The 26,654-nt window shown below is 60.9% G+C and carries 25 protein-coding genes; 13 read left to right on the top strand and 12 right to left on the bottom strand.

The features are described 5' to 3' along the window. Positions 1-115: 115 nt before the first annotated feature. Together earP and OK411_RS19890 are read left to right on the top strand one after the other, a co-directional pair. On the top strand, positions 116-1,258 hold the full coding sequence (gene earP, locus OK411_RS19895; protein WP_264365583.1) for an elongation factor P maturation arginine rhamnosyltransferase EarP: 1,143 nt from the start codon (positions 116-118) through the stop codon (positions 1,256-1,258). 48 nt (positions 1,259-1,306) lie between these two features. After that, a complete protein-coding gene (locus tag OK411_RS19890; RefSeq protein WP_003226785.1) occupies positions 1,307-1,876 on the top strand; it encodes an elongation factor P in 570 nt (189 codons plus the stop codon). 161 nt (positions 1,877-2,037) lie between these two features. Here OK411_RS19890 and OK411_RS19885 read toward each other — a convergent pair whose 3' ends face one another. From OK411_RS19885 to OK411_RS19870, 4 genes are all read right to left on the bottom strand, one after another. Beyond that, positions 2,038-3,048 carry an alpha/beta hydrolase gene (locus tag OK411_RS19885; protein WP_264365582.1) on the bottom strand — a complete coding sequence of 337 codons (1,011 nt, stop codon included), beginning with the start codon at positions 3,046-3,048 and terminating at the stop codon, positions 2,038-2,040. 37 nt (positions 3,049-3,085) lie between these two features. After that, positions 3,086-3,505 (bottom strand): organic hydroperoxide resistance protein, encoded by a 420-nt coding sequence (locus OK411_RS19880; RefSeq protein WP_264365581.1) that lies wholly within the window; start codon positions 3,503-3,505, stop codon positions 3,086-3,088. A gap of 330 nt (positions 3,506-3,835) precedes the next feature. Further along, positions 3,836-4,291: a MarR family winged helix-turn-helix transcriptional regulator gene (locus tag OK411_RS19875; RefSeq protein WP_073472431.1), complete on the bottom strand. Its 456-nt coding sequence runs from the start codon at positions 4,289-4,291 to the stop codon at positions 3,836-3,838. A gap of 76 nt (positions 4,292-4,367) precedes the next feature. Then, complete coding sequence (locus OK411_RS19870; RefSeq protein WP_016770867.1) at positions 4,368-5,324, bottom strand: LysR substrate-binding domain-containing protein; 957 nt, start codon at positions 5,322-5,324, stop codon at positions 4,368-4,370. Between the two features lie 111 nt (positions 5,325-5,435). On the opposite strand from OK411_RS19870, the gene OK411_RS19865 reads away from it, so the two are divergent. After that, the gene (locus OK411_RS19865) at positions 5,436-6,182 is read left to right on the top strand and encodes a sulfite exporter TauE/SafE family protein (protein WP_221264894.1); all 747 of its coding nucleotides are present in this window, start codon (positions 5,436-5,438) and stop codon (positions 6,180-6,182) included. Here the strand turns inward: OK411_RS19865 and OK411_RS19860 are convergent. After that, entirely contained in the window at positions 6,172-7,026 is an 855-nt protein-coding gene (locus tag OK411_RS19860) for a LysR substrate-binding domain-containing protein (protein ID WP_172667885.1), read from the bottom strand. The genes OK411_RS19865 and OK411_RS19860 overlap by 11 nt on opposite strands. A 97-nt stretch (positions 7,027-7,123) precedes the next feature. On the opposite strand from OK411_RS19860, the gene OK411_RS19855 reads away from it, so the two are divergent. Together OK411_RS19855 and OK411_RS19850 are read left to right on the top strand one after the other, a co-directional pair. Further along, a complete protein-coding gene (locus OK411_RS19855) occupies positions 7,124-7,345 on the top strand; it encodes a DUF1127 domain-containing protein (RefSeq protein ID WP_016770864.1) in 222 nt (73 codons plus the stop codon). Positions 7,346-7,409: 64 nt separating this feature from the next. Next, positions 7,410-8,636 carry a winged helix-turn-helix domain-containing protein gene (locus OK411_RS19850; RefSeq protein WP_264365580.1) on the top strand — a complete coding sequence of 409 codons (1,227 nt, stop codon included), beginning with the start codon at positions 7,410-7,412 and terminating at the stop codon, positions 8,634-8,636. Between the two features lie 89 nt (positions 8,637-8,725). Here OK411_RS19850 and OK411_RS19845 read toward each other — a convergent pair whose 3' ends face one another. Continuing rightward, complete coding sequence (locus tag OK411_RS19845) at positions 8,726-10,072, bottom strand: class II 3-deoxy-7-phosphoheptulonate synthase (protein ID WP_038861070.1); 1,347 nt, start codon at positions 10,070-10,072, stop codon at positions 8,726-8,728. A 151-nt stretch (positions 10,073-10,223) separates the two neighbouring features. Here OK411_RS19845 and OK411_RS19840 point away from each other — a divergent pair, with 151 nt between their 5' ends. After that, entirely contained in the window at positions 10,224-10,979 is a 756-nt protein-coding gene (locus OK411_RS19840) for a spermidine synthase (RefSeq protein WP_125926341.1), read from the top strand. A gap of 109 nt (positions 10,980-11,088) precedes the next feature. On the opposite strand, the gene OK411_RS19835 is transcribed toward OK411_RS19840, so the two are convergent. Beyond that, positions 11,089-11,880, bottom strand: coding sequence for a crotonase/enoyl-CoA hydratase family protein (locus OK411_RS19835; protein WP_024013767.1), 792 nt, complete (start codon positions 11,878-11,880; stop codon positions 11,089-11,091). A gap of 419 nt (positions 11,881-12,299) precedes the next feature. On the opposite strand from OK411_RS19835, the gene OK411_RS19830 reads away from it, so the two are divergent. Continuing rightward, positions 12,300-13,973: a DEAD/DEAH box helicase gene (locus OK411_RS19830; RefSeq protein ID WP_016770859.1), complete on the top strand. Its 1,674-nt coding sequence runs from the start codon at positions 12,300-12,302 to the stop codon at positions 13,971-13,973. A gap of 106 nt (positions 13,974-14,079) precedes the next feature. Here the strand turns inward: OK411_RS19830 and OK411_RS19825 are convergent, their stop codons facing one another. Further along, the gene (locus tag OK411_RS19825; protein WP_123443528.1) at positions 14,080-14,847 is read right to left on the bottom strand and encodes a DODA-type extradiol aromatic ring-opening family dioxygenase; all 768 of its coding nucleotides are present in this window, start codon (positions 14,845-14,847) and stop codon (positions 14,080-14,082) included. Between the two features lie 103 nt (positions 14,848-14,950). Between OK411_RS19825 and OK411_RS19820 the strand changes: the two genes are divergently transcribed. Further along, on the top strand, positions 14,951-15,607 hold the full coding sequence (locus tag OK411_RS19820) for a thiopurine S-methyltransferase (RefSeq protein WP_264365579.1): 657 nt from the start codon (positions 14,951-14,953) through the stop codon (positions 15,605-15,607). A gap of 172 nt (positions 15,608-15,779) precedes the next feature. Here the strand turns inward: OK411_RS19820 and htpX are convergent, their stop codons facing one another. Then, positions 15,780-16,667, bottom strand: a complete 888-nt coding sequence (gene htpX / locus OK411_RS19815) for a protease HtpX (RefSeq protein ID WP_007908619.1) — start codon at positions 16,665-16,667, stop codon at positions 15,780-15,782. Between the two features lie 303 nt (positions 16,668-16,970). Then, entirely contained in the window at positions 16,971-18,182 is a 1,212-nt protein-coding gene (locus OK411_RS19810) for a pyridoxal phosphate-dependent aminotransferase (RefSeq protein WP_016770856.1), read from the bottom strand. 224 nt (positions 18,183-18,406) lie between these two features. Here OK411_RS19810 and msrB point away from each other — a divergent pair, with 224 nt between their 5' ends. The 3 genes from msrB (at position 18,407) to OK411_RS19795 (ending at position 19,847) form a co-directional block, all read left to right on the top strand. Next, on the top strand, positions 18,407-18,802 hold the full coding sequence (msrB, locus tag OK411_RS19805) for a peptide-methionine (R)-S-oxide reductase MsrB (protein WP_016770855.1): 396 nt from the start codon (positions 18,407-18,409) through the stop codon (positions 18,800-18,802). A 104-nt stretch (positions 18,803-18,906) separates the two neighbouring features. Continuing rightward, entirely contained in the window at positions 18,907-19,392 is a 486-nt protein-coding gene (locus OK411_RS19800) for a glutathione peroxidase (protein ID WP_071173117.1), read from the top strand. Next, positions 19,389-19,847 (top strand): MarR family winged helix-turn-helix transcriptional regulator, encoded by a 459-nt coding sequence (locus tag OK411_RS19795; RefSeq protein WP_217878613.1) that lies wholly within the window; start codon positions 19,389-19,391, stop codon positions 19,845-19,847. The genes OK411_RS19800 and OK411_RS19795 overlap by 4 nt, the downstream gene beginning before the upstream one ends. Here the strand turns inward: OK411_RS19795 and OK411_RS19790 are convergent. Beyond that, on the bottom strand, positions 19,831-22,152 hold the full coding sequence (locus tag OK411_RS19790) for a response regulator (protein ID WP_217878612.1): 2,322 nt from the start codon (positions 22,150-22,152) through the stop codon (positions 19,831-19,833). The two genes, OK411_RS19795 and OK411_RS19790, sit on opposite strands and share 17 nt — an antisense overlap. Positions 22,153-22,317: 165 nt before the next feature. Between OK411_RS19790 and OK411_RS19785 the strand changes: the two genes are divergently transcribed. Both OK411_RS19785 and OK411_RS19780 read left to right on the top strand, forming a co-directional pair. Further along, positions 22,318-23,208, top strand: coding sequence for an ATP-binding protein (locus tag OK411_RS19785; protein WP_264365578.1), 891 nt, complete (start codon positions 22,318-22,320; stop codon positions 23,206-23,208). Continuing rightward, a complete protein-coding gene (locus OK411_RS19780; RefSeq protein ID WP_130887914.1) occupies positions 23,205-23,687 on the top strand; it encodes a GAF domain-containing protein in 483 nt (160 codons plus the stop codon). The genes OK411_RS19785 and OK411_RS19780 overlap by 4 nt, the downstream gene beginning before the upstream one ends. Here OK411_RS19780 and OK411_RS19775 read toward each other — a convergent pair whose 3' ends face one another. Continuing rightward, on the bottom strand, positions 23,688-26,633 hold the full coding sequence (locus tag OK411_RS19775) for an HD domain-containing phosphohydrolase (protein WP_264365577.1): 2,946 nt from the start codon (positions 26,631-26,633) through the stop codon (positions 23,688-23,690). Positions 26,634-26,654 lie beyond the last annotated feature (21 nt).

Genomic DNA, 26,654 nt, shown 5'->3' with positions numbered 1-26,654 from the left:
TGGCGGATGGTTGCGGGCAAGCGGCGATTGTCGCACGAAGATTAATCGCCGTCGGCTCTTCTGCGCGAGCGCATTTATGCGGACAATCGAGGTTTTTTGCCAACGGGAGAACGGCATGCCTGAAGCGAAACCCCGCTGGGACATTTTTTGCACCGTGGTCGATAACTTCGGTGACATCGGCGTGACGTGGCGCCTGGCCCGGCAGCTGGTGGCCGAGCATGCCTTGCCGGTGCACCTGTGGGTGGATGATCTGCGCGCGTTCGAGCGCCTCTGTCCTGAGATCGATGTCGACGTTGTGCAGCAATGGCAGCAGGGCGTCGAGGTGCGTCAGTGGCCGAGCGAGTGGCTGCACGCCGAGGCGGCCGACGTAGTCATCGCCGCCTTCGCCTGTCAGTTGCCCACTGATTACATGGACAGCATGGCTGCGCGGGAAACGCCGCCGCTGTGGCTCAACCTCGATTATCTCAGCGCCGAAGACTGGGTCACCGGCTGCCACGGCTTGCCGTCGGTAAAATACAAAACGGTGCAGAAGTTCTTTTTCTTTCCAGGCTTCAAACCGGGCACCGGTGGCCTGCTCCGCGAACGCGGACTGCTCGAACAGCGTCGCCAGTTTCAGCAGGATCGGCCGGCCCAGCGACATTTCCTGCAAGCCTTGGGTATCGATCCTGCTCCGGACGCGCAACTGATCTCGCTGTTTGCTTATGAAAACCCCGGGCTGGCCAGTTGGCTGGACGTGCTGGCGGCCGATGCACGGCCGACTCACCTGATGGTTCCGGAAGGGCGGATTCTCGGCGATGTGGCGCGCTGGCTGAATGTGGAAACCCTGACGGTCGGCGCGATTCATGTGCGCGAGTCCCTGACCGTGCAAGTGCTGCCGTTCGTCCGTCAGGACCAATACGACCATCTGCTCTGGTGCTGCGATTTCAACGCGGTGCGCGGTGAAGATTCATTCGTTCGCGCGCAATGGGCTGGGCGGCCGATGCTCTGGCACATCTATCAGCAGGACGATGACATCCATCTGGACAAGCTCGATGCTTTTCTCGCGCTCTACACTCACGGCCTTTCACCCGCTGCGGCGCAGGCGATGAACGGTCTGTGGCGAGCGTGGAGTGCCGGGCAACCGATCGGCGAGCACTGGCTGGCGGTGCGAAATTATTGGCCGGAACTCGAGGAGAACGCCGAAGCATGGTGTCTGGAACAGGCCTTGCAGGCGGATCTTGCCACGGCGCTGGTACAGTTTTATGTAAATTGGATATGATACGCGGCCTAGATTTTTGTAAATCCCATCCAAATTCGGATATTCGCAATGAAAACTGGTAAAGAACTCAAACCCGGTACCGTGATCCGTATCGACAACGATCCTTGGCTGGTTCAGAAAGCTGAATTCACCAAGTCGGGCCGTAACAGCGCGATCATGAAGACCAAGCTGAAGAACCTGCTGACCGGTTACAAGACCGAAACCGTTTACGGTGCGGACGACAAACTGGACGACGTGATCCTGGATCGTAAAGAAGCCACCCTGTCGTTCATCAGCGGTGACACCTACACGTTCATGGACACCACTGACTACACCATGTACGAACTGAACGCCGAAGACATCGAAAGCGTTCTGCCTTTCGTTGAAGAAGGCATGACCGACGTTTGCGAAGCCGTGTTCTTCGAAGAGCGCCTGGTTTCCGTAGAACTGCCGACCACCATCGTGCGTCAGGTTGACTACACCGAAGGCTCCGCTCGCGGTGACACTTCCGGCAAGGTGATGAAGCCTGCCAAACTGAAGAACGGTACCGAGCTGTCGGTTGCCGACTTCATCGAAATCGGCGACATGATCGAGATCGATACCCGCGAAGGCGGTTCCTACAAAGGCCGTGCGAAATAAGCACTGCTTTTTGCGGAAAGAAAAAACCCGACCATTGAGTCGGGTTTTTTTGTGCCTGTAAGAAACACTCGGAACCCTGTGGGAGCGAGCCTGCTCGCGAAAGCGGTGTGTCATGACCGGACGCTTTCGCGAGCAGGCTCGCTCCCACAATGGGACGGTGGTTACTTCAAGTGTTGCTTCAGTTCTTCAGACGCCTGCAACATCGCCGAACGCACCGCCGGTATCTGGCTGACCACGTTGAGCAAGCCGTAATCATGGATCATGCCGTTGTAGCGCACCGAAGTTACCGGTACTCCGGCCTCGTCGAGTTTGCGCGCATAGGCTTCGCCTTCATCACGCAGCACGTCGGCGCTGGCCGTCTGCACCAGTGCTGGCGGCAGGCCTTTGAGCTGTGCGGTGGTGGCGCGCAGCGGTGAAGCGTAGATCTCGTTGCGCTGTTTGGCGTCGGTGGTGTAGTTGTCCCAGAACCACTTCATCATGTTGCGGGTGAGGAAGTGCCCTTCGGCGTACTGGTTGTACGAACCGGTGTCGAAGTTGGCATCGGTCACCGGCCACAGCAGCACCTGGAATTTGATCGCCGGGGTGCCCTTGTCCTTGGCCATCAGCGCAACCACTGCGGCCATGTTGCCACCGACGCTGTTGCCGGCCACGGCCAGGCGCTTGCCGTCGACATTGATCTCTTTACCGTGTTCCGCCACCCATTTGGTCGCAGCGTAGGCCTGATTGATCGCCACCGGGTAATGCGCTTCCGGCGAAGGGGTGTAATTGACGAACACCGCCGCCGCCCCCGAACCGACCACCAGATCGCGCACCAGACGTTCGTGCGTCGGGAAGTCCCCCAGCACCCAGCCGCCGCCGTGGAAGAACATGAACACCGGCAGCTCACCCTTGACCCCGGCCGGCCGGACGATGGTCAGGCTCAGCGGTTGACCATCGACCTGGATGGTCTTCTCGCTGACATCGGCTTTGGGCAACGTCAACTTGACCCCGGACTGCGCGCTGACCAGCACGGCGCGGGCATCCTTGGGCGACAGCTGCTCGATCGGCTTGCCGCTGCCAGAATTCAGCGCATCGAGGAATGCCTGGGTGTTGTGTTCGACATCACCGGCGAAAGCGCTGTGTACCGACAGGGCGAGAAGGGTACCGGTCAAGACTTTGCTGAAAGTGTTCATGTTCATTTTTCCTTGTTCGGGCCGGGGGCTTGAGTGATTACACAGTCACGTGCAGACGGACATCGACGTTGCCACGGGTGGCGTTGGAGTACGGGCAGACCTGGTGAGCCGCGTCGACCAGCGACTGTGCGTCGGCTTGTTCCAGACCCGGCAGGCTGATGTGCAAATCGATGTCCAGACCGAAACCGCCAGGGATCTGGCCGATGCCGACATGGGCGGTGATCGACGCGTCGTCAGGAATCTTGCGTTTGGTCTGGCTGGCGACGAATTTCAGTGCGCCGATGAAGCAGGCCGAGTAACCGGCAGCGAACAGTTGCTCAGGGTTGGTCGCCGCGCCGCCAGCACCACCGAGTCCTTTCGGCGTGGCCAGTTTGACGTCGAGTACGTTGTCGCTGGAGATCGCACGACCGTCACGGCCGCCAGTGGAAGTTGCGATTGCGGTATAGAGAGTTTGCATGGTGTGAGCCTCATTGGTTGTGGTTTTGCGCGCTAATTGTTTGCGCGCTAAGTAGGTGTGAAGAGAATGTATAGCGCTAATGTTTAGCGCGCAAGATAAATTTTTAATAAAAATCGCGTTTTGCTCAAGGGCATGGCGTGGAAGGGGCGGGTAAGGCTTGATTTAGAGCGCTTGACGAGGGAATGCAGGCGGGGAAAAATTTTTTTTGTTGGCGCTGAAATCACTGTGGGAGCGAGCCTGCTCGCGAAGGCGGTGGAACATTCAACGACTCGCTGTCTGATCGGACGCTTTCGCGAGCAGGCTCGCTCCCACAGGGGAATGTAGCGGGGCTTAATTCAGGCTGTCTTGCAGATGCCCGCGCAGCGCTTGCAGCTCTGCCTGCAATTTCTGCAGACGTTCAAGGGTGAAGCCACTGGCGCCAAGGATGCACTGCGGCACGGTCTGCGCCTTGTCACGCAAGGCGCGGCCTGCTGCGGTCAGTTCGACAATCACCACCCGCTCATCTTCACGACTGCGGGTGCGGCTGAGCAGGCCTTCGGCTTCCAGACGCTTGAGCAATGGCGTCAGCGATCCCGGATCGGTCAGCAGGCGTGCGCTGATTTCTCCGACAGTCAAGCCGTCCTTCTCCCACAACACCATCATCGCCAGATATTGCGGATAGGTCAGGCCCAGCGCCTGCAACAGCGGCTTGTAGACCTTGGTCATCATCAGCGAGGTCGAATGCAGGGCGAAGCACGCCTGATTGTCGAGCAGAAGGTCGTCGCAGTTGTCGCGTTCGCAAGTCATTGTCAAAGCCTTGATCGTTGATCGTTTTTTAATCTAGCGCTCGAATCTTTAAGGCGCCAGATAAATATGTCCGGCGTCAGTGCCGGGCGAATTGCCGTTGCAACGCCAGATCCCACGGCGGCACCGGGCTGAAGCGGGTTTTCAGGTATTCCAGCAACAACCGACTGCGCGAATGGACCTGCTGTTCCATGCGCAGCGCGTAAATGCCGGTGGACTCCGGCGGCGGCAGGCCGTTTTCACAAAACAGCGGCACCAGCTCGCCACGCAGCAAGTATTCGCTGGCCAGCCAGGTCGGCAGGTGTGCGACGCCCAGACCCGCCGCCGCGCCACACGCCAGGGCTTCGGCATTGTTGGCGCTCAGGCGCACCCGCGATGGCCGGTGCAATTGCATTTGCCCGTCCACTTCGAATTTCCAGGCAAACGGCGGCGCAAGGCCCTCCCAGTCGAGCCCGTCGTGTTCACTCAACTGCGCCGGGTGCTCGGGCACGCCACGCTGCTTGAGATAGTCAGGGCTGGCGCAGGCGACGCGGACCATGCTCGCCAATGGCGTGGCGACCAGGCGCGAGTCAGCCAACTGGCCGGTACGCAGCACCAGATCGACTTTGCCCAGGCTGCTGCCGGCCATGTCGCTGAAGCTGTCGATCAGGTGCATCTGCACATCCAGTCCCGGATACAGCAGGAGAAAATCGGCAATCACCGGCGCCAGATGCCGCCGCCCGAAGGCTGCTGGCGCATCGATGCGGATCAGGCCTTCCGGTGCACTGCTCAATGACACCGCTTCGGCACGCGCCAGTTGCAACTCGGCGATGATCCGTCGCGCCCGTTCGGCAAAGGCCAGGCCGGCCGAAGTCGGCAGCACGGCATGGGTGCTGCGCACGAACAGCTGACTGCCGACGGCACTTTCCAGGCTGTCGATGCGCCGGGCTACAGCGGAAGGCGTCAGCGGATGGCGGCGCGAAGCGGCAGAAAAGCTGCCACTCTCCAGCACATCGAGAAACAGGCCGAGCTGATCGGTCAATTGGTTGGGATTCATGGAAACCACGCTTGTGCAAAATCGGCATAGCCATTGTGCGTTGCTATGCGTTTCCCCGCTAGGCGCGAGTGCGTAGCATTGGCCGCCTGTCGTTAGAGGATTACCGTTGTGATGGATTTTCTGTTGTACCTGCTGTTCGGCGCCGCCCTGGGCACATTGGGCGGGATCTTTGGCATTGGCGGTGGCTTGATTGCGATTCCGTTGCTTGGCGTGTGGTTTGGGCTTGATCAGCAAATCGCCCAGGGCACGGCACTGGTGATGGTGGTACCGAACGTGATGCTGGCGCTGTGGCGTTATCACCAGCGCAATCGCATCGAATTGCGCCATGCGCTGCCGCTGGCGGTGATGGGTTTCTGCTTTGCCTGGCTTGGCTCGATCTGGGCGGTGGGCATCGATGCGCAGACCATGCGTATCGGCTTTGTCGCCTTTCTGGTGGCGCTGTCGGCCTACAACCTGTTGAAGATGTTCGGTCCGCGACCAGCGCCGACTGCCGAGATGCGCTATTCGTGGCCGTGGTTGGGCGTGCTCGGCGCCGCCTCAGGGACCATGGGCGGTTTGTTCGGCGTCGGCGGCGCAGTGGTGGCGACGCCGGTGCTGACCAGCCTGTTCGGCACCAGCCAAGTGGTCGCTCAGGGATTGTCGCTGGCGCTGGCCCTGCCGAGCACTGGTGTAACCCTGGTGACCTACGCCGTGCACCACGAAGTCGACTGGATGATCGGTCTGCCTCTGGCGGTCGGTGGTCTGCTCAGCATCAGTTGGGGCGTGAAAGTTGCCCACGCCATGCCGGAAAAAATTCTGCGCGGGCTGTTCTGCGGCTTCCTCGTGCTGTGTGCGGTGATGCTCGCGTTTAAAGTTTGAAGCCCTCGACGATGTGCTCGGCCAGGCACTCGGTGATCGGCGACGGGTTGTTCAGATTGCGGATCAGCATGATGCTCGCCTCGGGCAACAGTGGCAGATCTTCGGCGGCGCCAAGGATGCGCATGTCGGGGGTGATCAGACTCTCCAGTTGCGCGGTGATCGCCAGCCCTGCGCTGACCACAGCCATCAGCGCCGACAGGCTGCTGCTGTTGTAGGCGATGCGGTAATCGCGACCCATCGCGTCTAGCGCATTGCACGCCCACAAGCGGCAGAAACAATCACTGTTGAACATCGCCAGGGGCAGCGGCGTCTGTTCGTGGGCGCTGAAATTCTGCGCCTCGGCCCAGACGAAGCGCTCCTTGCGCAGCAACTGGCCGATCTCGTTGCCCGGCTCACGGGTGACGATCGATAAGTCCAGATCAGTGCGTTGCAGCAACTGCTTGCTCGACTCGCAATGCACTTCGATCTGGATCAGCGGATAGAACTGCGCGAACCGCGACAGGATCCCCGGCAGAAAACGCATCACATAATCATCCGGCGTACCGATGCGCACGGTGCCGACCATGTGCGGCTCGCGCAGGGTGTTGAACACCTCACTGTGCAGTTTGAGGATGCGCCGCGCATAACCGAGCAGCACTTGGCCTTCAGCCGTAAGCCGCACCTGACGGCCATCGCGCTCGAACAGCTGGCGCTGCAACACGTCTTCTTCCAGACGTTTCATCTGCATGCTCACCGCCGACTGGGTGCGGTTGACCATCTCGCCGGCACGGGTGAAACCGCCCTGATCGGCAATCGCGACGAAGGTGCGCAGGACATCGGTATCGATACTGGGGTAGGCGGACAATTGATGAATCTCCGTGATGCATGCCATCAGAAACATTCGTTGGATTGATCTTAGCGCCGGCGAGAGACTTGAGCCATCCACAAAAGGAGGCAAGACGATGAAAGGTCAAAGAGAGTATGCAAGCCAAGAACAGCTGTCCGGCCACGGCCATATCGTGTCCGATCTGCTGCACAAATTCAGCCGTTGGTATGAGCTGCATCGTGAACGGGAAATGCTCGCCGGTCTGAGCGATGAGGCGCTGAAGGACATCGGCATCAGCCGCGCCGATGTCGAACACGAAACCGTGCGGCCGTTCTGGGACGACCCGATGCATAAATGATGAGGCTATCGCTACACAAACCCCTTTCAGGTGAGGTAGGTTGCGAGCAGACATGGAGGAATAAATGCCCGCGACAGTGTCCTTTTCCCTCAAACAGGCGCGACGTCTGGCGCTGGCCGCCCAAGGGTTCAACGGGCGCCAGCCGCCGACCGTCAATGCCAGTCATCTCAACCGGCTGATCGAACGGTTGGGCCTGCTGCAAATCGATTCCGTCAATGCCGTGGTGCGCTCGCACTACCTGCCGCTGTTTTCCCGTCTCGGCTCCTACCCCTCTGACTTGCTCGACCAGGCTGCCTGGAGTTCGGGGCGTCGGCGCACGCTGTTCGAATACTGGGGCCATGAAGCGTCGCTGTTGCCGCTGTCGATGTACCCGTTGCTGGGCTGGCGTATGCAACGGGCCAAGCGTGGCGAAGACATCTATCAGCAATTGGCGAGGTTTGGTCGCGAACAGCAGGAAACCATTCGCCGCGTGCTGACTGCGGTTGAGGAGCGGGGCGCGCTGGGTGCCGGCAGTCTGTCGACCCGCGAAGACAAGGCCGGGCCATGGTGGGACTGGAGCGCTGAGAAACATGCGCTGGAATGGTTGTTTGCCGCCGGTGAGGTCACAGTGGCGGGGCGACGCGGTTTCGAGCGCTTGTACGATTTGCCCGAGCGGGTGATTCCTGCTGCGATCCTGCAACAGCCCACGCCGGACGAGACCGAGGCGCAACGCGGTTTGCTGTTGCATGCGGCGCAAGCATTGGGCGTTGGTACGGAAAAAGACCTGCGCGATTACTTTCGCCTGAGCCCTGCGGATGCTCGGCCGCGTCTGGCTGAGTTGGTTGAAGCTGGTCAATTGCAGATGTGTGAAGTCGCCGACTGGCGGCAGATCGCCTATTGCCTGCCGGAGCCCAAAGTGCCGCGCAAGGTCATTGCCAGTGCGCTGCTGTCGCCGTTCGACTCGCTGATCTGGGAACGCAGCCGCACTGAGCGTTTGTTCGATTTCCGCTATCGCCTGGAAATCTACACACCGCAGCCCAAGCGGGTTTACGGCTATTATGTGCTGCCGTTTTTGCACAACGAGCGGATCGCCGCGCGGGTTGATCTGCGTGCCGAACGGGCGGCAGGGCAGTTGGCGGTGCATGCGGTGCATGAGGAAGAATCGGGACTGGACGAGGAGGGCATGCTGGCGCTGGCACTGAATCTGCGGCGGATGGCGGGTTGGCTGGGGCTTGAGCGGGTGCAGTTGAATTGTCAGCGCGAGAGTGCGGGGCGGTTGCGGGGGGCATTGGCGCGGATTGAGGTTGCCTGAGCCGGCGCTTTCGCGAGCAGGCTCGCTCCCACAGGGAAACGCATTGCAAATGTGGGAGCGAGCCTGCTCGCGAACGGGGGCGACGCTGTCTAACGGCGAACTTGCTTCAGGGTTTCGGCAATCAAAAACGCCAATTCCAGCGACTGGTCAGCATTCATCCGTGGATCGCAGTGGGTGTGATAACGGTCGGACAAGCCGTCCTCGGTAATCGGTCGGGCGCCGCCGATGCACTCGGTGACATTCTGTCCGGTCATCTCGATATGGATGCCGCCGGCATAGCTGCCTTCCGCTTCGTGCACCTGGAAGAACTGCTTCACCTCGCCAAGGATCTGTGCGAAGTCACGGGTCTTGTAGCCGCTGCTGGCCTTGATGGTGTTGCCGTGCATCGGGTCGGAGCTCCACAGCACTTGCTTGCCTTCGCGCTGCACCGCACGGATCAGTGCCGGCAGATGATCGCCGACCTTGTTCGCACCCATCCGCGCAATCAGGTTGAGGCGCCCCGGATCGTTGTCCGGGTTGAGCACGTCGATCAGGCGGATCAGGTCATCAGGGTTCATGCTCGGGCCGACTTTGACCCCGATCGGGTTGTTCACCCCCCGCAGGAATTCAACGTGCGCGCCGTCGAGCTGGCGGGTGCGGTCGCCGATCCACAGCATGTGCGCCGAGCAATCGTAGTAATCGTTGGTCAGGCTGTCGCGGCGTACGAAGGCTTCTTCGTAGTTCAGCAGCAACGCTTCGTGGGCGGTGAAGAAACTGGTTTCGCGCAGTTGCGGCGAGCTGTCCATGCCGCAGGCGCGCATGAACGCGAGGGTTTCATCGATGCGGTCGGCGAGGTGGCTGTACTTCTCCGCCAGCGCCGAGTTGGCGATGAAATCCAGGTTCCACTTGTGCACTTGATGCAGGTCGGCAAAACCGCCCTGGGCGAAAGCGCGCAACAGGTTCAAGGTCGCTGTGGACTGATGATAGGACTGCAGCAAACGCTCCGGATCCGGCACGCGGCTCTTTTCGTCGAAGCCGATGCCGTTGACGATGTCGCCACGGTAGGCCGGCAGGGTTACGCCGCCGATGGTTTCGTCGTTGGCCGAACGCGGTTTGGCGAACTGGCCGGCCATGCGCCCGACCTTGACCACCGGGCAGCCAGCGGCGAAGGTCATGACGATTGCCATTTGCAGCAACACTTTGAAGGTGTCGCGGATCTTCGCGGCGGAAAATTCGGCGAAGCTTTCCGCGCAATCGCCGCCCTGCAACAGAAACGCGCGACCCTGGGTGACTTCGGCGAACTGGCGGCGCAGCTCGCGCGCTTCGCCGGCGAACACCAGCGGCGGATAGCTGGCCAGGGTCTGCTCGACCTGGCGCAGGTGCGCGGCGTCGGGGTATTGCGGTTGTTGCTGGATCGGCAGGGCGCGCCAGCTGTCAGGGCTCCACGGTTGGCTCATCACGGTCTCGAAGTTCGTACGCAGGGAAGCGCCATGTTAGCAGCAATTAGTGCGTGACCTGCTCCCGCCCCATCGCCGACAATCGCCGCTTTGCCACGGCGCCACAGCGGTGCCATCGCGTCACCGCGCCCGGTGACCATCAGGAGACGAAATGACTGAGGAGCGCGTCGAGCATCTGCTCGCCGAAGTACAGGATGAGTTCGGCGTGATTCGCGTGCTGGAAGTGGCCGATTACCGCTTTCTCGAGTTCGGCGATGCGATCGAGCAGAGCTGCGTGTTCACTGCCGACCCGAGCTGGCTGGAGTACGACTACACCCGCGCGATGCTGATCGGCGCGCTGTGCCACGAGCAGCCGGAGAGCGCGCTGTTTCTCGGTTTGGGCGCCGGCACGCTGACCCAGGCTTGCCTGAAGTTTCTGCCGCTGGAAGACGTCGAAGCCATCGAACTGCGCCCGGACGTGCCGCGCCTGGCCATCGAATATCTCGGTCTGGATGATGATCCGCGTTTGTATATCCGCGTCGGCGATGCGCTGGAATTGCTGCCGACTGCCGAGCCGGCGGATCTGATTTTCGTCGACCTCTATACCGATGTTGGTCCCGGTGTCGGGCATCTGGCCTGGAGTTTTCTCGGCGATTGTCAGAAGCGCCTGAATCCGGGCGGCTGGCTGGTGATCAACCAGTGGGCCACCGACGATGGCAAACCGCTGGGCGCGGCATTGTTGCGCGGGCTCTATCACCGGCATTACTGGGAGTTGCCGGTGAAGGAGGGCAACGTGATTCTGATCGTTCCGTCGGATCTCGATCAGGCGCTGGACATGCAGGCGCTGACCCAACGAGCCGAAGCGCTGGCGCCGCAGCTGGGTTATTCGTTGCAGTCGTTGATCAACGCGATTCGCCCGGCGACCTGAGCCGGCAGTACCGCCCCCTTCGCGAGCAGGCTCGCTCCCACATTTGAAATGCATTCTCCCTGTGGGAGCGAGCCTGCTCGCGAAGAGGCCCTGACAGGCAGCAGAATCTTCAGGCGCCTTTGAAGATCCCCGGACGCCGCTCCACCAACGATCGCACCCCCTCCCGGGCATCCTCAGTGGCGAGCAACTTCTTCACCAGCGCCGGTAACGCCTGCGCCGCCGCTGTCTCACCCTCATAACGCGCCTGTCGCGCTGACATCAAGGTCGCCTGCACGCCCAGCGGTGCCTGCCGGGCAATCCGTTCGGCCAGCTCGATCGCGCGGGGCAGCAAATCTTCGCTGGCCATCACTTCCTGGACCAAACCCAGATGCAACGCATCGTGGGCATCGAACTCATCGCCAGTGAGCAACCAGCGCATCGCATTGCCCCAGCCGGCAATCTGCTGGAAACGCAAAGTCGCGCCGCCAAACGGAAAGATCCCACGCTGCACTTCCATCTGCGCGAAGCGGGTATTGCTCGCGCACAGGTTGATGTCCGCCGCCAGCATCAGCTCGATGCCGATGGTCAGGCAGTAACCCTGCGCGGCGACGATGACCGGTTTGCTCACCCGTGGGCCGACGAAAACGCCCCAGGGATCGCAGCCGCCGCTCGGAACCTGCCAGCCTTCGGCCAGGGCTGCGCTGGCATTGACCAGATCGAGCCCGGCGGTGAAGTGCTCGCCGTGGCCGAACACCACGGCGACCCGCGCTTCGCGGTCGGCTTCGAACTCGCCGTAGGCCAGGCTCAGATCGTTGAGCAGGTCGATATCGAAAGCGTTGCGCTTGGCCGCCCGATCGAGGCCGATCAAGTGCACATGACCACGACGTTCTCGGCTGACGCGGCCGGCGCAGGGCTGATTCATGGCTAAATCCTCGAGCAGGAAGGGCGGGTGCGCGGCGCTTTGCCGCAGATCGGTGAACCGTTTAAGCGTCATCGCCCGCAGGGCCGGGCCTTTGCAAAATAGACCGTTGCGCGATTATCCGCAAAACCCCGTTACACGGCGGTGACACACGGATAAGGGCCACAAAAAAAGCTCCCTTTTCGGGCGAAATCCGGTATAGTGCGCGCCGGCCTTTAACCGGGCCGCGTTTAGGTAGCGCATTTCCCGAAGTCAGCTTCGGCTGCACGTCCGCATTGCGGGCTCTTCCTTGACGATTCATCTTCATTCATTCGTTTTCGCAAATCCCCGCCGACAAAGCTGCCAGGGCGACTCTTGAGTCTCAACACGGCATGCGCAGCTTTGGAGCATGGGTCTTTGCGGATGCACTTAGAGGCAGACCCATGACCCAGGAAACCGGCGGATTCGCCGCTTTTAATCTTAACCCGAATATTCTTGCAGCCGTCGCAGCGACTGGCTACGAAGAGCCTTCGGCGATTCAGCAGCAATCGATCCCGATCATCATGGCCGGCCAGGACATGATTGGCCAGGCGCAAACCGGTACCGGTAAAACCGCCGCGTTCGCACTGCCTATTCTGCACCGCATCGATCCTGCCAAGCGCGAACCGCAAGCCCTGATCCTGGCGCCAACCCGAGAGTTGGCGCTGCAAGTAGCAACCGCTTTTGAAACCTACGCCAAGCAAATGCCAGGCGTTACCGTCGTGGCTGTCTACGGCGGCGCGCCGATGGGCCCGCAACTCAAGGCAATCCGTAATGGCGCACAGATTGTTGTCGCTACTCCGGGTCGTCTGTGCGACCACCTGCGTCGCGACGAGAAAGTCCTGTCGACTGTGAACCATCTGGTTCTGGACGAAGCTGACGAAATGTTGAAGCTGGGCTTCATGGATGACCTGGAAGTCATCTTCAAGGCTCTGCCATCGACCCGCCAGACCGTGCTGTTCTCGGCGACCCTGCCGCAGTCGATCCGCGCCATTGCCGAACGCCACCTGCGCGATCCGCAACACGTCAAGATCCAGACCAAGACCCAGACCGTTACCGCGATCGAACAGGCTCACCTGTTGGTTCACGCTGACCAGAAAACCTCGGCCGTACTCAGCCTGCTGGAAGTCGAAGACTTCGACGCCCTGATCATGTTCGTGCGCACCAAGCAAGCGACCCTGGACCTGGCCAGCGCCCTCGACGCCAAAGGCTACAAAGCCGCCGCGTTGAACGGTGATATCGCCCAGAACCAGCGTGAGCGCGTCATCGACTCGCTCAAGGATGGCCGTCTGGACATCGTTGTCGCGACCGACGTTGCTGCCCGTGGTCTGGACGTTCCGCGCATCACTCACGTGTTCAACGTTGACATGCCGTACGACCCGGAATCCTACGTGCACCGTATCGGCCGTACCGGCCGTGCCGGTCGCGAAGGTCGTGCACTGCTGCTGGTGACTCCACGTGAGCGCCGCATGCTGCAAGTGATCGAGCGCGTAACCGGGCAGAAAGTTGCCGAAGTACGCCTGCCAGACGCTCAAGCCGTTCTCGATGCACGCATCAAGAAACTGACCAACAGCCTGTCGCCGCTGGTTGCTGATGCCGAATCGACTCACGGTGAACTGCTTGATCGCCTGACTGCCGACATCGGTTGCACCCCGCGTGCACTGGCTGCTGCGCTGCTGCGCAAGGCTACCAACGGTCAAGCGCTGAACCTGGCAGCGATCGAGAAGGAACGTCCACTGGTGCCGAACAACGCACCGCGTGGCGACCGTCCTGAGCGTTCCGGTGATCGTCCTGATCGTGGTGACCGCGAGCGTCGCGCGCCAATGCCTTTGGGCGAAGGCCGTGCTCGTTGCCGTACCGCGCTGGGTGCGCGTGACGGTATCGCTGCGAAAAACCTGCTGGGCGCCATCCTCAACGAAGGCGGTCTGGCCCGTGAAGCGATCGGTCGCATCCAGGTCCGTGACAGCTTCAGCCTCGTCGAACTGCCGGAAGAAGGTCTGGAAAAGCTCCTGACCAAGCTGAAGGACACTCGCGTGGCTGGTAAGCAGCTCAAGCTGCGTCGCTACCGCGAAGATTGATCCGCCTTTGGGCTGATTGATCGAACATAAAAAATCCCCGACTGGTTCGGGGATTTTTTTTGCCTGTTCATTGGCTGCTGTGGGAGCGAGCCTGCTCGCGAAGGCCTCAACCGAAGCGATAAATATCCATACCCAGCGCCCCCATCGTGAAACCCTGATGCGCCACGCTGAAAACCCCGCCAGCACCGCGAGCAAAATACAACGGCAACAAATGCTCATCACTCGGGTGACTGCGCACCGCATTTGGCGCCTGCTGGCGATAATCATGCAGCGCCGTTTCATCGTCGGCCGCCAGTTTGTCGATCATCCAGTCACGAAAATCCCGCGCCCACGGTTCAATGCTTTCCGGGCCGGCATGCCAGTCCAGCTCGCGGAGGTTGTGGGTGATGCTGCCGGAGCCGATCAACAGAATGCCGTGTTCGCGCAGGCTCGCCAGCGCACGGCCAACCCGCGTCTGTAACGCCGGCCCGCCACGACTCGGCAGCGAGACCTGCACCACCGGAAGGTCGGCCTGCGGATACATCAACGACAGTGGCACCCAAACACCATGATCAAACGGTCGTTGCGGATCGAGCCGCGCCGGCAAGTCATGGGCGTTCAGCAGTTCAGCCACTTCGGCGGCCAGCTGCGGATTGCCCGGTGCCGGGTACTGAACTTCAAACAGCGCACGGGGGAAACCGCCGAAGTCGTGCCAGGTTTCCGGATGCGGGTGGCTGCTGACCAGCAGTTCCTGGCTTTCCCAGTGCGCCGAGACGATGACGATGGCTTTGGGGCGCGGCAGTTCAGCGGCTAGTCGCGCCAGTGCCGGGCCGCTGGCACCGGGCTCCAGCGCGAGCATCGGTGAACCGTGGGAGATAAACAGGCTGGGCAACATGGACGGGCTCCTGAGCGCTAAGATGAACCATCTTCAGTCAGATCACCGATCTGAATCCAATATAAGTTTCTGCGGTTTTTCATCGGTTTTTCGGGAGTGATCCATGCAGCCTGAGTTTTGGTACAAGAAATGGGATTCGAACCAGATCGGCTTTCATCAGGCCGAGGCCAACCCGTATTTGCAGCGCTACTGGCCGGAGCTGGCGATTGCACCGTCGGCACGCGTGCTGGTGCCGCTGTGCGGGAAAAGTCTGGATCTGCTCTGGCTTGCCGGGCAGGGACATCAGGTGCTTGGAGTGGAGCTAGCGGAAAAGGCTGTCGAGGAGTTTTTCAGCGATCATCGATTGCAGCCGCAGATCAGCGAGCAGGGCGCATTCAAGGTTTATCGCACTGTTGCGTTCGAATTGTGGTGTGGTGATTTTTTTGCGCTGACGGCAGAGGATGTTGCTGGTTGCACGGCGCTGTACGACCGCGCCGCGCTGATTGCCTTGCCGGACGCGATGCGCCAGCGCTATGCGGCGCATCTGCAGCACTTGCTGGCGCCGGAGATGAAAGGGCTGGTGATTACCCTGGATTACGATCAGACGCAGATTCCCGGGCCGCCGTTTGCGGTGAATGATGATGAGGCGCAGCGGCTGCTGGGCCAGGGTTGGCAGCTGGAGAAACTGGAAGAGCGGGATATTCTGGCTGAGAGCCCGAAGTTTCAGCAGGGCGGGGTTGAGTGGTTGGTGGAGCGGGTTTATCGGGTTTCTTCCAGATAGTTTTCTGTCAGCAGCTCCGGCGTCTTCGCGAGCAGGCTCGCTCCCACAGTGGGATGCATTCCAAAGGTGGGAGCGAGCCTGCTCGCGAATGGGGCTTTGCCGACAACGCATGATCTGGAGATACAAAAAAAGGCCCGCATCGCTGCGGGCCTTCTTTTTCACTTCGGTCAAATCAACCGCGACGACGCAGTGCGTCAATACGCTCTTCCAGCGGCGGGTGGCTCATGAACATGCGGGCGAAGCCCTGTTTGATGCCACCGTTGATGCCGAAGGCGTTCAGGGTATCGGGCATGTGCACCGGCAGGCCCTGTTCGGCACGCAGGCGTTGCAGAGCGCCAATCATCGCGCTGGTACCGGCCAGGCGGGCGCCGGCTTCGTCGGCACGGAATTCGCGCTTGCGCGAGAACCACATGACGATTGCGCTGGCGAGGATGCCCAGCACCAGTTCGGCGAAGATGGTCGCCACGTAGTAGGCGATGCCCTGGCCTTCTTCGTTCTTGAAGATGACCTTGTCGACGAAGTTACCGATGATCCGCGCGAAGAACATCACGAAGGTGTTCACCACGCCCTGGATCAACGCCAGCGTGACCATGTCGCCGTTGGCGACGTGACCGATTTCGTGGGCCAGTACGGCTTTCACTTCATCGGGCGAGAATCGCTCGAGCAGGCCTTGGCTGACCGCGACGAGCGCGTCGTTCTTGTTCCAGCCGGTAGCGAAAGCATTCGCTTCGTAGGCCGGGAAAATCCCGACTTCAGGCATCTTGATCCCGGCTTCCCGGGACAATTGCTCGACCGTTTGCAGCAGCCATTGCTCATGACGAGTGCGTGGCTGGCTGATGATTTGCGTACCGGTGCTCATCTTCGCCATCCACTTGGAGATGAACAGCGAGAACAGCGAGCCGGCGAAACCAAAGACCGCACAGAAGACCAGCAGCTGACTGAGGTCGAGGTCGACCCCGTTGGCCGCCATGAACCCGTTGAAGCCGAACAGGCTCAGGGTGATGCTGGCTATCAGCACGACCGCCAGGTTAGTGGCCAAAAACAGCAGGATGCGCATCATGGTTGTAGAACTCTCCTCAAGCTAAAGATGTAGCGTACTGCGGGGTATATAAGGTGCGGCACCGGGCTATTCAACCGAGTGACTATTTCAAACTGTGTCCTACAGCGGTTTCCTGAGCAAAAAGAAAATTCCCACCCTCGATTCCAACACGGATGACACAGCCTTTCGCCCCGCCGCCATTAGGTCAGATACGTCTGTACGGCTCGCATCGCAAGTGTAGAAGGGCTGCAAAGGCGCGGAACAAAGATGTGTTGCTGAATCAGACAGTGCGCAACAGCCAATCCGTTGCGCACTGCTGGCCCATTACTGGCGGTAGGACTTGAGGAAGTTGCCGATGCGGCCGATGGCCATTTCCAGATCATCGACGCGCGGCAGGGTGACCACGCGGAAGTGATCCGGCCACGGCCAGTTGAACGCCGTGCCCTGCACAACCAGCAGCTTCTCGGAAAGCAGCAGATCAAGCACGAACTTCTCGTCGTTGTGGATCGGGCAGACCTTCGGGTCGATTTTCGGGAACGCGTACAACGCGCCCATCGGCTTCACGCAGCTGACGCCGGGAATATCGTTAAGCAACTCCCAGGTGCGGTTACGCTGCTCCAGCAGGCGACCCTGCGGCAGCACCAGATCGTTGATGCTCTGGTAGCCCCCCAGCGCGGTCTGGATCGCGTGCTGGCTCGGCACGTTGGCGCACAGGCGCATGTTGGCCAGCATGTCGATGCCTTCGATGTAACTCTGCGCGTTGTGTTTCGGCCCGGAAATGGCAATCCAGCCGGAGCGGAAACCGGCCACGCGGTAGGATTTCGACAGGCCGTTGAAGGTCAGGCAGAGCAGGTCCGGGGCCAGCGAAGCGGTGCAGATGTGCACGGCGTCGTCATAGAGAATCTTGTCGTAGATCTCATCGGAGAACACCACCAGATTATGCGCCCGGGCGATTTCCAGCATGCCCAGCAACACTTCCTTCGAGTAAACCGCACCGGTCGGGTTGTTCGGGTTGATGATCACCATGGCCTTGGTGTTCGGGGTGATCTTGGCCTTGATGTCGGCCAGATCCGGGAACCAGTCGGCGCCTTCGTCGCACAGATAATGCACAGCGTTACCGCCAGCGAGGCTGACGGCAGCGGTCCACAGCGGATAGTCCGGGGCTGGCACCAGCACTTCGTCGCCGTTGTTGAGCAGCGCCTGCAGCGACATCACGATAAGCTCGGACACACCGTTGCCCAGGTAGATGTCTTCGATGCCGACACCTTCAACCTGCTTCTGCTGGTAGTACTGCATCACCGCCTTGCGCGCGCTGAACAGGCCTTTGGAATCGCTGTAGCCCTGCGCGGTCGGCAGGTTGCGGATCACGTCCTGGAGGATTTCGTCCGGCGCTTCGAAACCAAACGGCGCCGGGTTGCCGATGTTCAGCTTGAGGATGCGCTGGCCTTCCTCTTCCAGTCGTTTGGCGTGCTTGAGCACCGGGCCGCGAATGTCGTAGCAGACGTTGGCGAGCTTGTTCGATTTGCTGAACTGCATGGCGATGTGATCCCGAAAATGAACGATCCAGGCGGCAAATGGACAACCGTACTGGGATTGCTGCGTCTTCGCACAGGCGGAGGTCTGGCGCTTTTGCGCTCAGAATCCGTTTGAATGCGCCCGGTCTGGCTGCCAGACTGGCGCGTGACGAGGCGCAATCATACGTGCCGCCCGATCCGTGGAAAAGGTACAGATCGGGCTTTTTCAGCCGCTGAGGTGTGATGATGGAAAAGTTGCAGAAAACCCTGGAAGAATGGCGTGCCATGCTCGACCCCGAGCAGTACAACGTCTGCCGTCTGAGTGCCACCGAGCGTCCCTTCTCGGGCAAATACAACGACACCAAAACCGACGGTGTCTACCACTGTGTGTGCTGCAACGAGCCTTTGTTCGATTCGAAGACCAAATTCGACTCCGGCTGCGGCTGGCCGAGCTTTTACGCGCCGATCGGCGATAGCGCGATGGCTGAGATCCGCGACACCAGCCACGGCATGATTCGCACCGAAGTGAAATGCGCGCGCTGCGATGCGCATCTGGGGCACGTATTCCCGGATGGCCCGCCACCGACCGGCCTGCGTTATTGCATCAACTCGGTGTGCCTGAATCTCGAGCCGCGCGAATAACCGAAACAGGCGACATTGCGTCGCCTTTTTATCGAGCAATTAGATTGCACGCAATTCAATTGCTCGTTATGTTTGCGCCTTCCTCACCATTGCGGAGCCGACCCATGAGCAACAACCTGCTGAATATTCCGTGCACCACCATCAAGGGTGAGCAAAAGACCTTGGCCGATTTCGCCGGTAAAGCGGTGCTGGTGGTCAATACCGCGAGCAAGTGTGGCTTCACTCCGCAATACAAGGGCCTCGAAGAACTCTGGCAGACCTACAAGGACCAGGGGCTGGTGGTGTTGGGTTTCCCCTGCAACCAGTTCGGCAAGCAGGAGCCGGGCAATGAGGGCGCCATCAGCGAATTCTGCGAACTGAATTTCGGCGTCAGCTTCCCGCTGTTCAAGAAGATCGACGTCAACGGCGCCGATGCCCATCCGCTGTTCGTGCAGTTGAAGAAGCGCGCCCCGGGCCTGCTCGGCTCGCAGGGCATCAAGTGGAATTTCACCAAGTTCCTGATCGGCAAGGATGGCCAGTTGGTCAAGCGTTTCGCCCCGACGACCAAGCCGCAAGACCTGAGCGGCGAGATCGAAGCTCTGCTGAAATGAGCCTGGCGGTTGATTCGCTGAAGCTCGACAGCCAGTTGTGCTTCAAGCTGTACGCGGCCTCGCGGGCGGTGATTCGCGCCTACAAGCCGATGCTCGATCAGTTGGGTCTGACCTACCCGCAGTACCTGGCGATGCTGGTGCTGTGGGAATGGCAGGATGCTGCGCCGGAGCAACCGACGGTCAAGGCCTTGGGCGAACGTCTGGCGCTGGACTCGGGGACGTTGACGCCATTGCTCAAGCGTTTGGAGCAGATCAATCTGGTCCAGCGTCGGCGCTCGGCACGTGATGAACGCGAAGTGCATTTGAGCCTGACCCCTGCCGGAGCAGCATTGCGCGAGCAGGTCGGTCCGCTGAAAGCGCGCCTGCTCTGCGACAGTGGCGTTGATCTGGACCGGCTCAACGACTTGCGCGCCGGCCTCGATCATTTGCTCGGGCAAATCAAAGCGCTGGCGTAGTCGGCATCCACTGATCGAGCAGCGCGGCGAGTTCTTCGCGGCGAAACGGTTTGGCCAGATAGTCGCTCATGCCCGCCGCGCGGCAGCGTTCGCGTTCCTCAGACATGGCATTGGCGGTCAGCGCGACAATCGGCAGATTCGGCCAGCGCCCGCTCTGGCGAATCTGCCGACTGGCTTCATAGCCATCCATCACCGGCATGTTGCAGTCCATCAGCACCAGATCGAAATCGGCAAACTCCAGCTGATCCAGCGCCTCGGCGCCATGCCCCGCCACCACCACATCGCAGCCAAGCTTGCCAAGCATGCCTTTTGCCACCAGTTGATTGACCGGGTTGTCCTCGACCAGCAGCACCTTGCCCCGACGCGCGGACGGCGAGGCGTCCGCTTGCGCTTCGGTGAGGGCGGCGACCTCCGGTTGCAGAATCCGTCGCAGATGCTGGTACAGCGCGTTGCGCGCCAGCGGCCGGGCCTGCTGCTGCAAGGGGGCGAGGGCGGTGGCTTCTTCGCTGGGCAGAAAACTGCCATAAGCAGTCACCAGCAGAATCGGTGCGGTGATGCTCGGGCGCAAACCGAACAGGCATTCCGGACAATCGGTGATCAGCACATCCGGATTCAGGCCCAGCAGCGAATCATCAATGGTGCGCTGCGTGTATTCCAGGCCCCACACCGGCAACAGGCTTTTCAGCAATTCCGCCAAGCCACTGCTGGCAGCGGTGATGGCGAGAACCTTGCCGCGTAACGGTATCGGCGGCAGCGCGCGGGTGTGAGAGGGCAGTGGCAGTTCGGCGCAGAACTGGCTGCCGAAGCCGCTTTCGGAACTGATGGTCAGTCGACCCTGCATCGCCTCGCACAGGTTGTACGTCAGCGCCAGCCCCAGCCCGGTGCCGCCGTACTGACGGGTGATACCGGCGCCGGCCTGGGTGAACGGCTGGAAGATTTTCACCTGCGCTTCCTGGGCGATGCCGATGCCGGTGTCGCAGACTTCGATGCGCACGCCACCCTTGTGTGCCGACAGGCGCACATCGACCCGACCGAAGCGGGTGAATTTCAGCGCGTTGGACAGCAGGTTGCTGACGATCTGCCGCACCCGGGTCGGGTCGCCCAGCACCAGCGCCGGGAAGTGCGGCTCGATCAGGCAGGTCAGCTCTACGCTCGGCGCGGCGTTCTGCGAGAGCAGGTTGGCGGTGTCTTCGATCAGCGAGCCGAGGTCGAACGGGATGTTTTCCAGCTCCAGTTGCCCGGCGTCGAATTTCGACAGGTCGAGAATATCGTTGAGCAGTTCCACCAGCACCTTGCCCGAGTCGTGGGCGATCGACAGTTGTTGCTGCTGCTCGGCGTTGAGCGGGCCGTCCAGTGACAGTGCGATCATCCCCAGCAAACCGTTGAGCGGTGTGCGGATTTCATGGCTCATATTGGCCAGAAACGCCGAACGCGCTTCGGCCATGTCCAGCGCTGTGCGGCGTGCTACTTCCAGTTCTTCGTTTGATTGACTGAGGCGGGCGTTGATTGCCTTGAGTTCGGCGGTGCGCGCCGAGACGATATCTTCCAGTTGCGCGAGGTATTCGGTCAGGCGGTTTTCCGCGGTGCGCCGTTGCTGGATTTCGGTGGCGATGTTCTCGAACTGCTGATTGGCGACCTTGACCAGCACGCCGATCTCATCGTTGCCGTGGCCGGCCGGGCACTCGAGCGTGGTCGGCTCGGCGCTGCGCGGGTCGCGGCCGCTGAGCTCACGGATGACCCGCACCAGTGGCTTGGTCAGCATCACGTAGAACAGCGCCAGGAGGATCCCGGTCAGCAGCAGGCTGCGGGCGAAACCGTTGAGCAGGGTGACTTCCGCGCGGCGCAAGAAGCGGCTGCCAAAGGCGTAAGTGTCGACTTCCAGTTTGAGGACGCCGAGGGATTCGTTGGGCAAATGGTCGAGGTACAGGCGATCTTCGAAATGACGCTTGGCGCCGAACAGGAAGTCGCTGATCAGCCGATAGCTGCTCTGCAGTTCCGGGCGTTTGACGTTGGCCAGGACGGTCTCGTTGTTGTCGATCAGTTGCGCGGCGATGATCGCCGGCGAGCGCAGCAGGCCGAGGGTGAGCTCCTGCGCCAGTTCGGCATCGATGTTGTAGGCGATGCGCGAGGCCGGATTGTGGCTGATTTCCAGCAGTGCGAGGATTTCCCGGTTGATGGAAGCGTCTTCGCTGGCATAATCGATGCCGATCTGCAGCAGACTGAGCAGGGTGCCCAGAATGAACCCGACCAGCACGGTAAGCCTGGCTTGCTTGTAAGACAGCCGGTGGGTGAATTTGATATCCATGGGTTGTTGAACCACTTCCGTTTCCCTTCGCTGCTCAAGCATAGTCGATCATGCAGGGATACCGAGGTTCCCGAATCGCCTTGTAACAAGGCTTGCTGAGGCGATTTTATCTGTGTGTCGTCGCTGGATCGTCATCATCACTGTGAAAGTGCCCGAGGAGAAGACGTGGATTCCCGATTGAATGCTTTTCTTGAACGCGCCGAGTCGGTTCTGGCGCGAATCGAACCACTGTTGCCGGCACCGCGCCCCGTTATTGACTGGAACACATGCCTGGCAGCGCGCTGGCAGCGTGACGGTCGCAGCGGCTACCTGTTGCCGCTGGAAGTCAGCCTCGACATGCGTCTGTCCGACCTGATCGGCGTCGACCGGCAGTTGGAGCAGTTGGGGCGCAACACACAACAATTTCTTGATGGCATGCCGGCCAACCACGCCTTGCTCTGGGGCTCGCGCGGTACCGGCAAGTCTTCGCTGGTGCGTGCGTTGCTGGCTGAGCACGCCGCTGCCGGCCTGCGTCTGATCGAGATCGAACGCGATCACTTGGCTGACCTGCCACGGGTGGTCGAGCAAGTCGCCAAATTGCCGCAACGTTTCGTGCTGTTCTGCGATGACCTGTCGTTCGAATCCGGCGAAGGCGACTACCGCGTGCTGAAAAGCGTGCTCGACGGTTCGCTCGAGCAGGCACCCGACAACGTCTTGCTGTACGCCACTTCCAACCGACGCCACCTGGTGCCGGAAAAGGAAAGCGACAACGAAAACTGGAAGCGCGTCGACGGCGAACTGCACCCGAGCGAAGCGGTGGAAGACAAGATCGCCCTGTCTGATCGTTTCGGTCTGTGGCTGTCGTTCTACCCGTTTACCCAGGAACATTTTCTCAACGTCGTCGAGCACTGGATCGGCCAGTTCGCCGCCAAGGCCGGCCTGAGCTGGCAGCGCGACGAAGCACTGGACATCCTCGCCGTGCGCTGGGCCACCGGCCGCGGTAATCGCAACGGACGTTGCGCGTATCAATTCGCCCGCTACTGGGTGGGACTGAAATTGCTGGAGCACAAGGCATGATTGATTTGCAACAAAGCGGCCAGGGCCTCGAAGGCTACGGTATGTTGGCCGCGCAACTGGAATCGCTACTGGCGGACGAACGCGACTTCATCGCCAATGCCGCGCAGTTTTCCGCATTCCTGTTCAACCAGCTCGATGATCTGAACTGGGCCGGTTTCTACCTCAATCGCAACGAAGAGCTGGTGCTCGGCCCGTTTCAGGGTCAGATCGCTTGCGTGCGCATCCCGTTCGGGCGCGGTGTTTGCGGCGCTGCCGCTGCCAGCCTGCAAACCCAGCGCGTCGAGGATGTACATGCCTTCCCGGGCCACATCGCCTGCGACAGCGCGTCCAACAGCGAACTGGTAGTGCCCTTGGTCAAGGACGGACGCCTGATCGGTGTGCTCGACCTCGACAGCCCGAAGCTGGCGCGTTTCGGCGCCGAGGATCAGTCCGGCATCGAGCAACTGGCGGCGATTTTCCTGCGCCTGACCGACTGCTGATCAACCGCTGAGGCCAGCCTTGTGCAGCAGGCTGGCCGTATCCACGCTGTCGATTTGCGCGGGATCAAGAAACCGCGTCGCGTACTGCATGTACACACCCTCATTGATGAACAGGCCGAACAGCGGCGCATCGATGTGCGCTTCACGGCACATGGTCGCCATGATCCCCAGCGCCTCGCTCAACGACTTGGCTTTCTTGTAAGGGCGATCGGCGGCGGTCAGCGCTTCGAAAATATCGGCAATCGCCATCATCCTCGCCGGCAGGCTCATTTCCTCGCGCTTCAGCCGTTTCGGATACCCGGTGCCGTCCATTTTTTCATGATGGCCGCCGGCGATCTCGGCAATGCTGTCCAAGTGACCGGGGAAGGGCAGGTGGCTGAGCATCATGATCGTCTGCACCATGTGATGGTTGATGATGTAGCGCTCTTCGCGGGTCAGCGTGCCACGGGCGATCTTCAGGTTGTACAGCTCGCCGCGGTTGTACTTGTACTCGGGTACATCGAGTTTGAAGCCCCAAGGGTTGTCCTCGGGGATCAGCTCGTTCTTGTCGCGTTCGATCAGATGCTCGGGTTTGTCGGCCAGCAGTGTTTCACTGACGGGCAGTGTCGGCGCCGATGTTTTTGCCTGGCGGCGGTTTTCTTCCCAGGACACACCGAGGCGATCATCAAGTGTGCGCAGCCATCTGCGTTGCGCGACTTGCTCGAGGCGCAGCAGATCGGCCTCGGCCATGGCCTCGCCACCGAGATTGCAGCGGGCGACAAAGGCGAAGTCGTCGTCGAGCATCAGCAACTCACTATCACGGGCGCGGGCCAGCGCCGCTTCGTCTCCACCGCTTGCCAGCGTCTGCCAGTAGTTGATCCACACGTCACGCTTGAGCACCTCGAAGCGGGTGCGGATTTCGTGGATGCGGTCGTTGATGGTCTCGAGCTTGGTGGCTTTGTCGACCACGTATTCCGGCGTCGTGACCTTGCCGCAATCGTGCAGCCACGCTGCGATGTGCAACGCCTCCCATTCATCCTCGCTCGGCTGGTAGCCGCTGAACGCCGGGTCCTGGCTTGCCGCAGCGGCCTGGGCGAGCATCAGCGTCAATTCCGGAACCCGCTGGCAGTGGCCACCGGTGTAGGGGCTCTTGGCATCGATCGCGCTGGCGAGCAGTTGGATGAAGGCATCGAGCAGTTGTTTCTGCCGCGCTTGCAGACGCTGACTTTCGATGCTCACCGCCGCCGCGCCGGACACCGCCTGCAAGAAGGCGATACGGTCGGGGCGTAGCTTTTCCAGGTCGCCCGGCGCGCCGCTGTCATTGACCAGCAGAATCAGCAGGCCGATGGTTTCATCGTGCTGGTTGTGCAGGCGGATGCCGATCAGGTGAATGCGCGGTGATTCCATGGCCAGGAGGATTTTCTGCAAGTCGCCGGCCTGATCGAAGCCCAGATGGCTGACGGTATTGTTGGCGCTGGCCAGTTGCTCGAACCACGCCGGGCCAGTGTTTTTATGCAGCTCGCGTCCCTCAATGTCGAACGCCTCCAGCTTCTGCGGCACGCCATCAATCACCAGTCCATAGGGTTCCATGCGCGCGCCGTCGGCTTCGCGCAGGTAGATCAGACCGGCCTGCGCCTGAGCGATCTGCACGGTTTCGAACAGCACGCGTTCGAGTAGCGGGGCAAAACGGGTTTCGGCGCAAAGGCTGTCGGTGATGCGGAAGAAACTGCCGAGGGTTTCTTTCATCCGCGCCATCGACAGGCTCAATTGATCGACTTCCAGTACGGGCGAGCGGCGCGCCAGCGGAGAACTGAAGTCGAAGCTGCGGATCGCGTCGGCTTCCTTGACCAGGGCATGCAGCGGCTTGACCAGAATCCGCGAAATCACCCAGCCCAATGGCAGGCACAGCAACAGGATGGCGAGGGTGATCAGCGCGCCTTGCCAGCGCATCCGGAACGCATCCACCAGCAATTCGTCTTCCGGCACCAGCAGCGCCAGTTGCAAACCTTTCGGCCCGCCTTCCTCGATGCTGGTGCGCGCGACGATCCATTGCCGGTCGTTTACTTGCAGACGCTTGCCGATAGTGTCGGAGCTGAGCAGCGCGTTCAGTTCAGGGCTGAGATCGGCCGCTCTGGCCAGACGCGCAGTGCGGTCATCGACGATCAGGCGATGGCTGTCGTGATAGGCCACGGCGTTGCCATCGGTGTCGTACAGCGCGATCTCTGTCGAAGGCGTGACCCGGTGCTTGCCCAGGGCGGTCGACAGCGAAGCGAGGGTCAGATCGGCGCCAATCACCGCGTTCTCGCCGCTGCGCCGGGCCAGCGTGGTGCCGACATTGTGGGTCGAGAAAAATACATAGGGCTCGGTGGTGATTTGCCCGGCCTGTTGCAGGGCGTCGCTGAACCAGGTCCGGCTGCGCGGATCGTAAGGCTCGTCTGGATGATCGCGGCGGCTGAGCGGCGTCAGGGCCTGATCAAAGAACAGTGATTGCGAGCGTACAGTGCCTTGCGGCTCGTGCTCGATGCTCCAGACCTGATAGGCCGCCGCTTCCGGCGCCTGAAGCTGTGCCTTCAGAGCCGGAGTGCGCAGCGCGCGCACCATGAAGAAATCGCCATTGGCGTAACCCAGATACAACGACGCCAGCGCCGGGTTATCGGTGAGCGACTGGCTGAAGGGTTTGAGCAACGGCAGGCGTTGTTGCAGATCGCTCGCCTGGGCCGCCGGGGTGTCCGCCAGCAGGCTCAGCAGGTTGCGGATCGGCTGATAGGTTGCCTGCAGATCGAGGCGTACATCCTGCTCGATGCGGTCAAACAGCTTTTCGCTGCTCGACAGGATGATCTGCGTGGTCTGGTGGTAATTGAAAAGGCCCAGCACCACGCCCGTGAGCAATAAAAGAAAGGTGAACATGACGCTGATGTGCACGTGCAGCGGCAACCGGCGTTGCTCGGGGCGCAGTGGGCTGTGCATTGCTGGCTCTCCATGAATGTT

Origin of the sequence: Pseudomonas sp. RG1, assembly GCF_025910115.1 — a bacterium.
Classification (GTDB): domain Bacteria; phylum Pseudomonadota; class Gammaproteobacteria; order Pseudomonadales; family Pseudomonadaceae; genus Aquipseudomonas; species Aquipseudomonas atacamensis.
This window is presented reverse-complemented; position numbering and strand designations above follow the sequence as displayed.

Bases quoted from the DNA above. Each gene is read 5' to 3' on its own strand.
- OK411_RS19795 (WP_217878613.1), top strand. From the start codon at position 19,389: ATGAGCCTGGCGGTTGATTCGCTGAAGCTCGACAGCCAGTTGTGCTTC.
- OK411_RS19890 (WP_003226785.1), top strand. From the start codon at position 1,307: ATGAAAACTGGTAAAGAACTCAAACCCGGTACCGTGATCCGTATCGAC.
- OK411_RS19845 (WP_038861070.1), bottom strand. From the start codon at position 10,072: ATGAGCCAACCGTGGAGCCCTGACAGCTGGCGCGCCCTGCCGATCCAG.
- OK411_RS19825 (WP_123443528.1), bottom strand. From the start codon at position 14,847: ATGTTGCCCAGCCTGTTTATCTCCCACGGTTCACCGATGCTCGCGCTG.
- msrB (WP_016770855.1), top strand. From the start codon at position 18,407: ATGGAAAAGTTGCAGAAAACCCTGGAAGAATGGCGTGCCATGCTCGAC.
- OK411_RS19870 (WP_016770867.1), bottom strand. From the start codon at position 5,324: ATGAATCCCAACCAATTGACCGATCAGCTCGGCCTGTTTCTCGATGTG.
- OK411_RS19820 (WP_264365579.1), top strand. From the start codon at position 14,951: ATGCAGCCTGAGTTTTGGTACAAGAAATGGGATTCGAACCAGATCGGC.
- OK411_RS19830 (WP_016770859.1), top strand. From the start codon at position 12,300: ATGACCCAGGAAACCGGCGGATTCGCCGCTTTTAATCTTAACCCGAAT.
- OK411_RS19775 (WP_264365577.1), bottom strand. From the start codon at position 26,633: ATGCACAGCCCACTGCGCCCCGAGCAACGCCGGTTGCCGCTGCACGTG.
- OK411_RS19865 (WP_221264894.1), top strand. From the start codon at position 5,436: ATGGATTTTCTGTTGTACCTGCTGTTCGGCGCCGCCCTGGGCACATTG.
- OK411_RS19790 (WP_217878612.1), bottom strand. From the start codon at position 22,152: ATGGATATCAAATTCACCCACCGGCTGTCTTACAAGCAAGCCAGGCTT.
- OK411_RS19835 (WP_024013767.1), bottom strand. From the start codon at position 11,880: ATGAATCAGCCCTGCGCCGGCCGCGTCAGCCGAGAACGTCGTGGTCAT.
- OK411_RS19875 (WP_073472431.1), bottom strand. From the start codon at position 4,291: ATGACTTGCGAACGCGACAACTGCGACGACCTTCTGCTCGACAATCAG.
- OK411_RS19880 (WP_264365581.1), bottom strand. From the start codon at position 3,505: ATGCAAACTCTCTATACCGCAATCGCAACTTCCACTGGCGGCCGTGAC.
- earP (WP_264365583.1), top strand. From the start codon at position 116: ATGCCTGAAGCGAAACCCCGCTGGGACATTTTTTGCACCGTGGTCGAT.
- OK411_RS19850 (WP_264365580.1), top strand. From the start codon at position 7,410: ATGCCCGCGACAGTGTCCTTTTCCCTCAAACAGGCGCGACGTCTGGCG.
- OK411_RS19855 (WP_016770864.1), top strand. From the start codon at position 7,124: ATGAAAGGTCAAAGAGAGTATGCAAGCCAAGAACAGCTGTCCGGCCAC.
- OK411_RS19800 (WP_071173117.1), top strand. From the start codon at position 18,907: ATGAGCAACAACCTGCTGAATATTCCGTGCACCACCATCAAGGGTGAG.
- OK411_RS19780 (WP_130887914.1), top strand. From the start codon at position 23,205: ATGATTGATTTGCAACAAAGCGGCCAGGGCCTCGAAGGCTACGGTATG.
- OK411_RS19885 (WP_264365582.1), bottom strand. From the start codon at position 3,048: ATGAACACTTTCAGCAAAGTCTTGACCGGTACCCTTCTCGCCCTGTCG.
- OK411_RS19810 (WP_016770856.1), bottom strand. From the start codon at position 18,182: ATGCAGTTCAGCAAATCGAACAAGCTCGCCAACGTCTGCTACGACATT.
- htpX (WP_007908619.1), bottom strand. From the start codon at position 16,667: ATGATGCGCATCCTGCTGTTTTTGGCCACTAACCTGGCGGTCGTGCTG.
- OK411_RS19840 (WP_125926341.1), top strand. From the start codon at position 10,224: ATGACTGAGGAGCGCGTCGAGCATCTGCTCGCCGAAGTACAGGATGAG.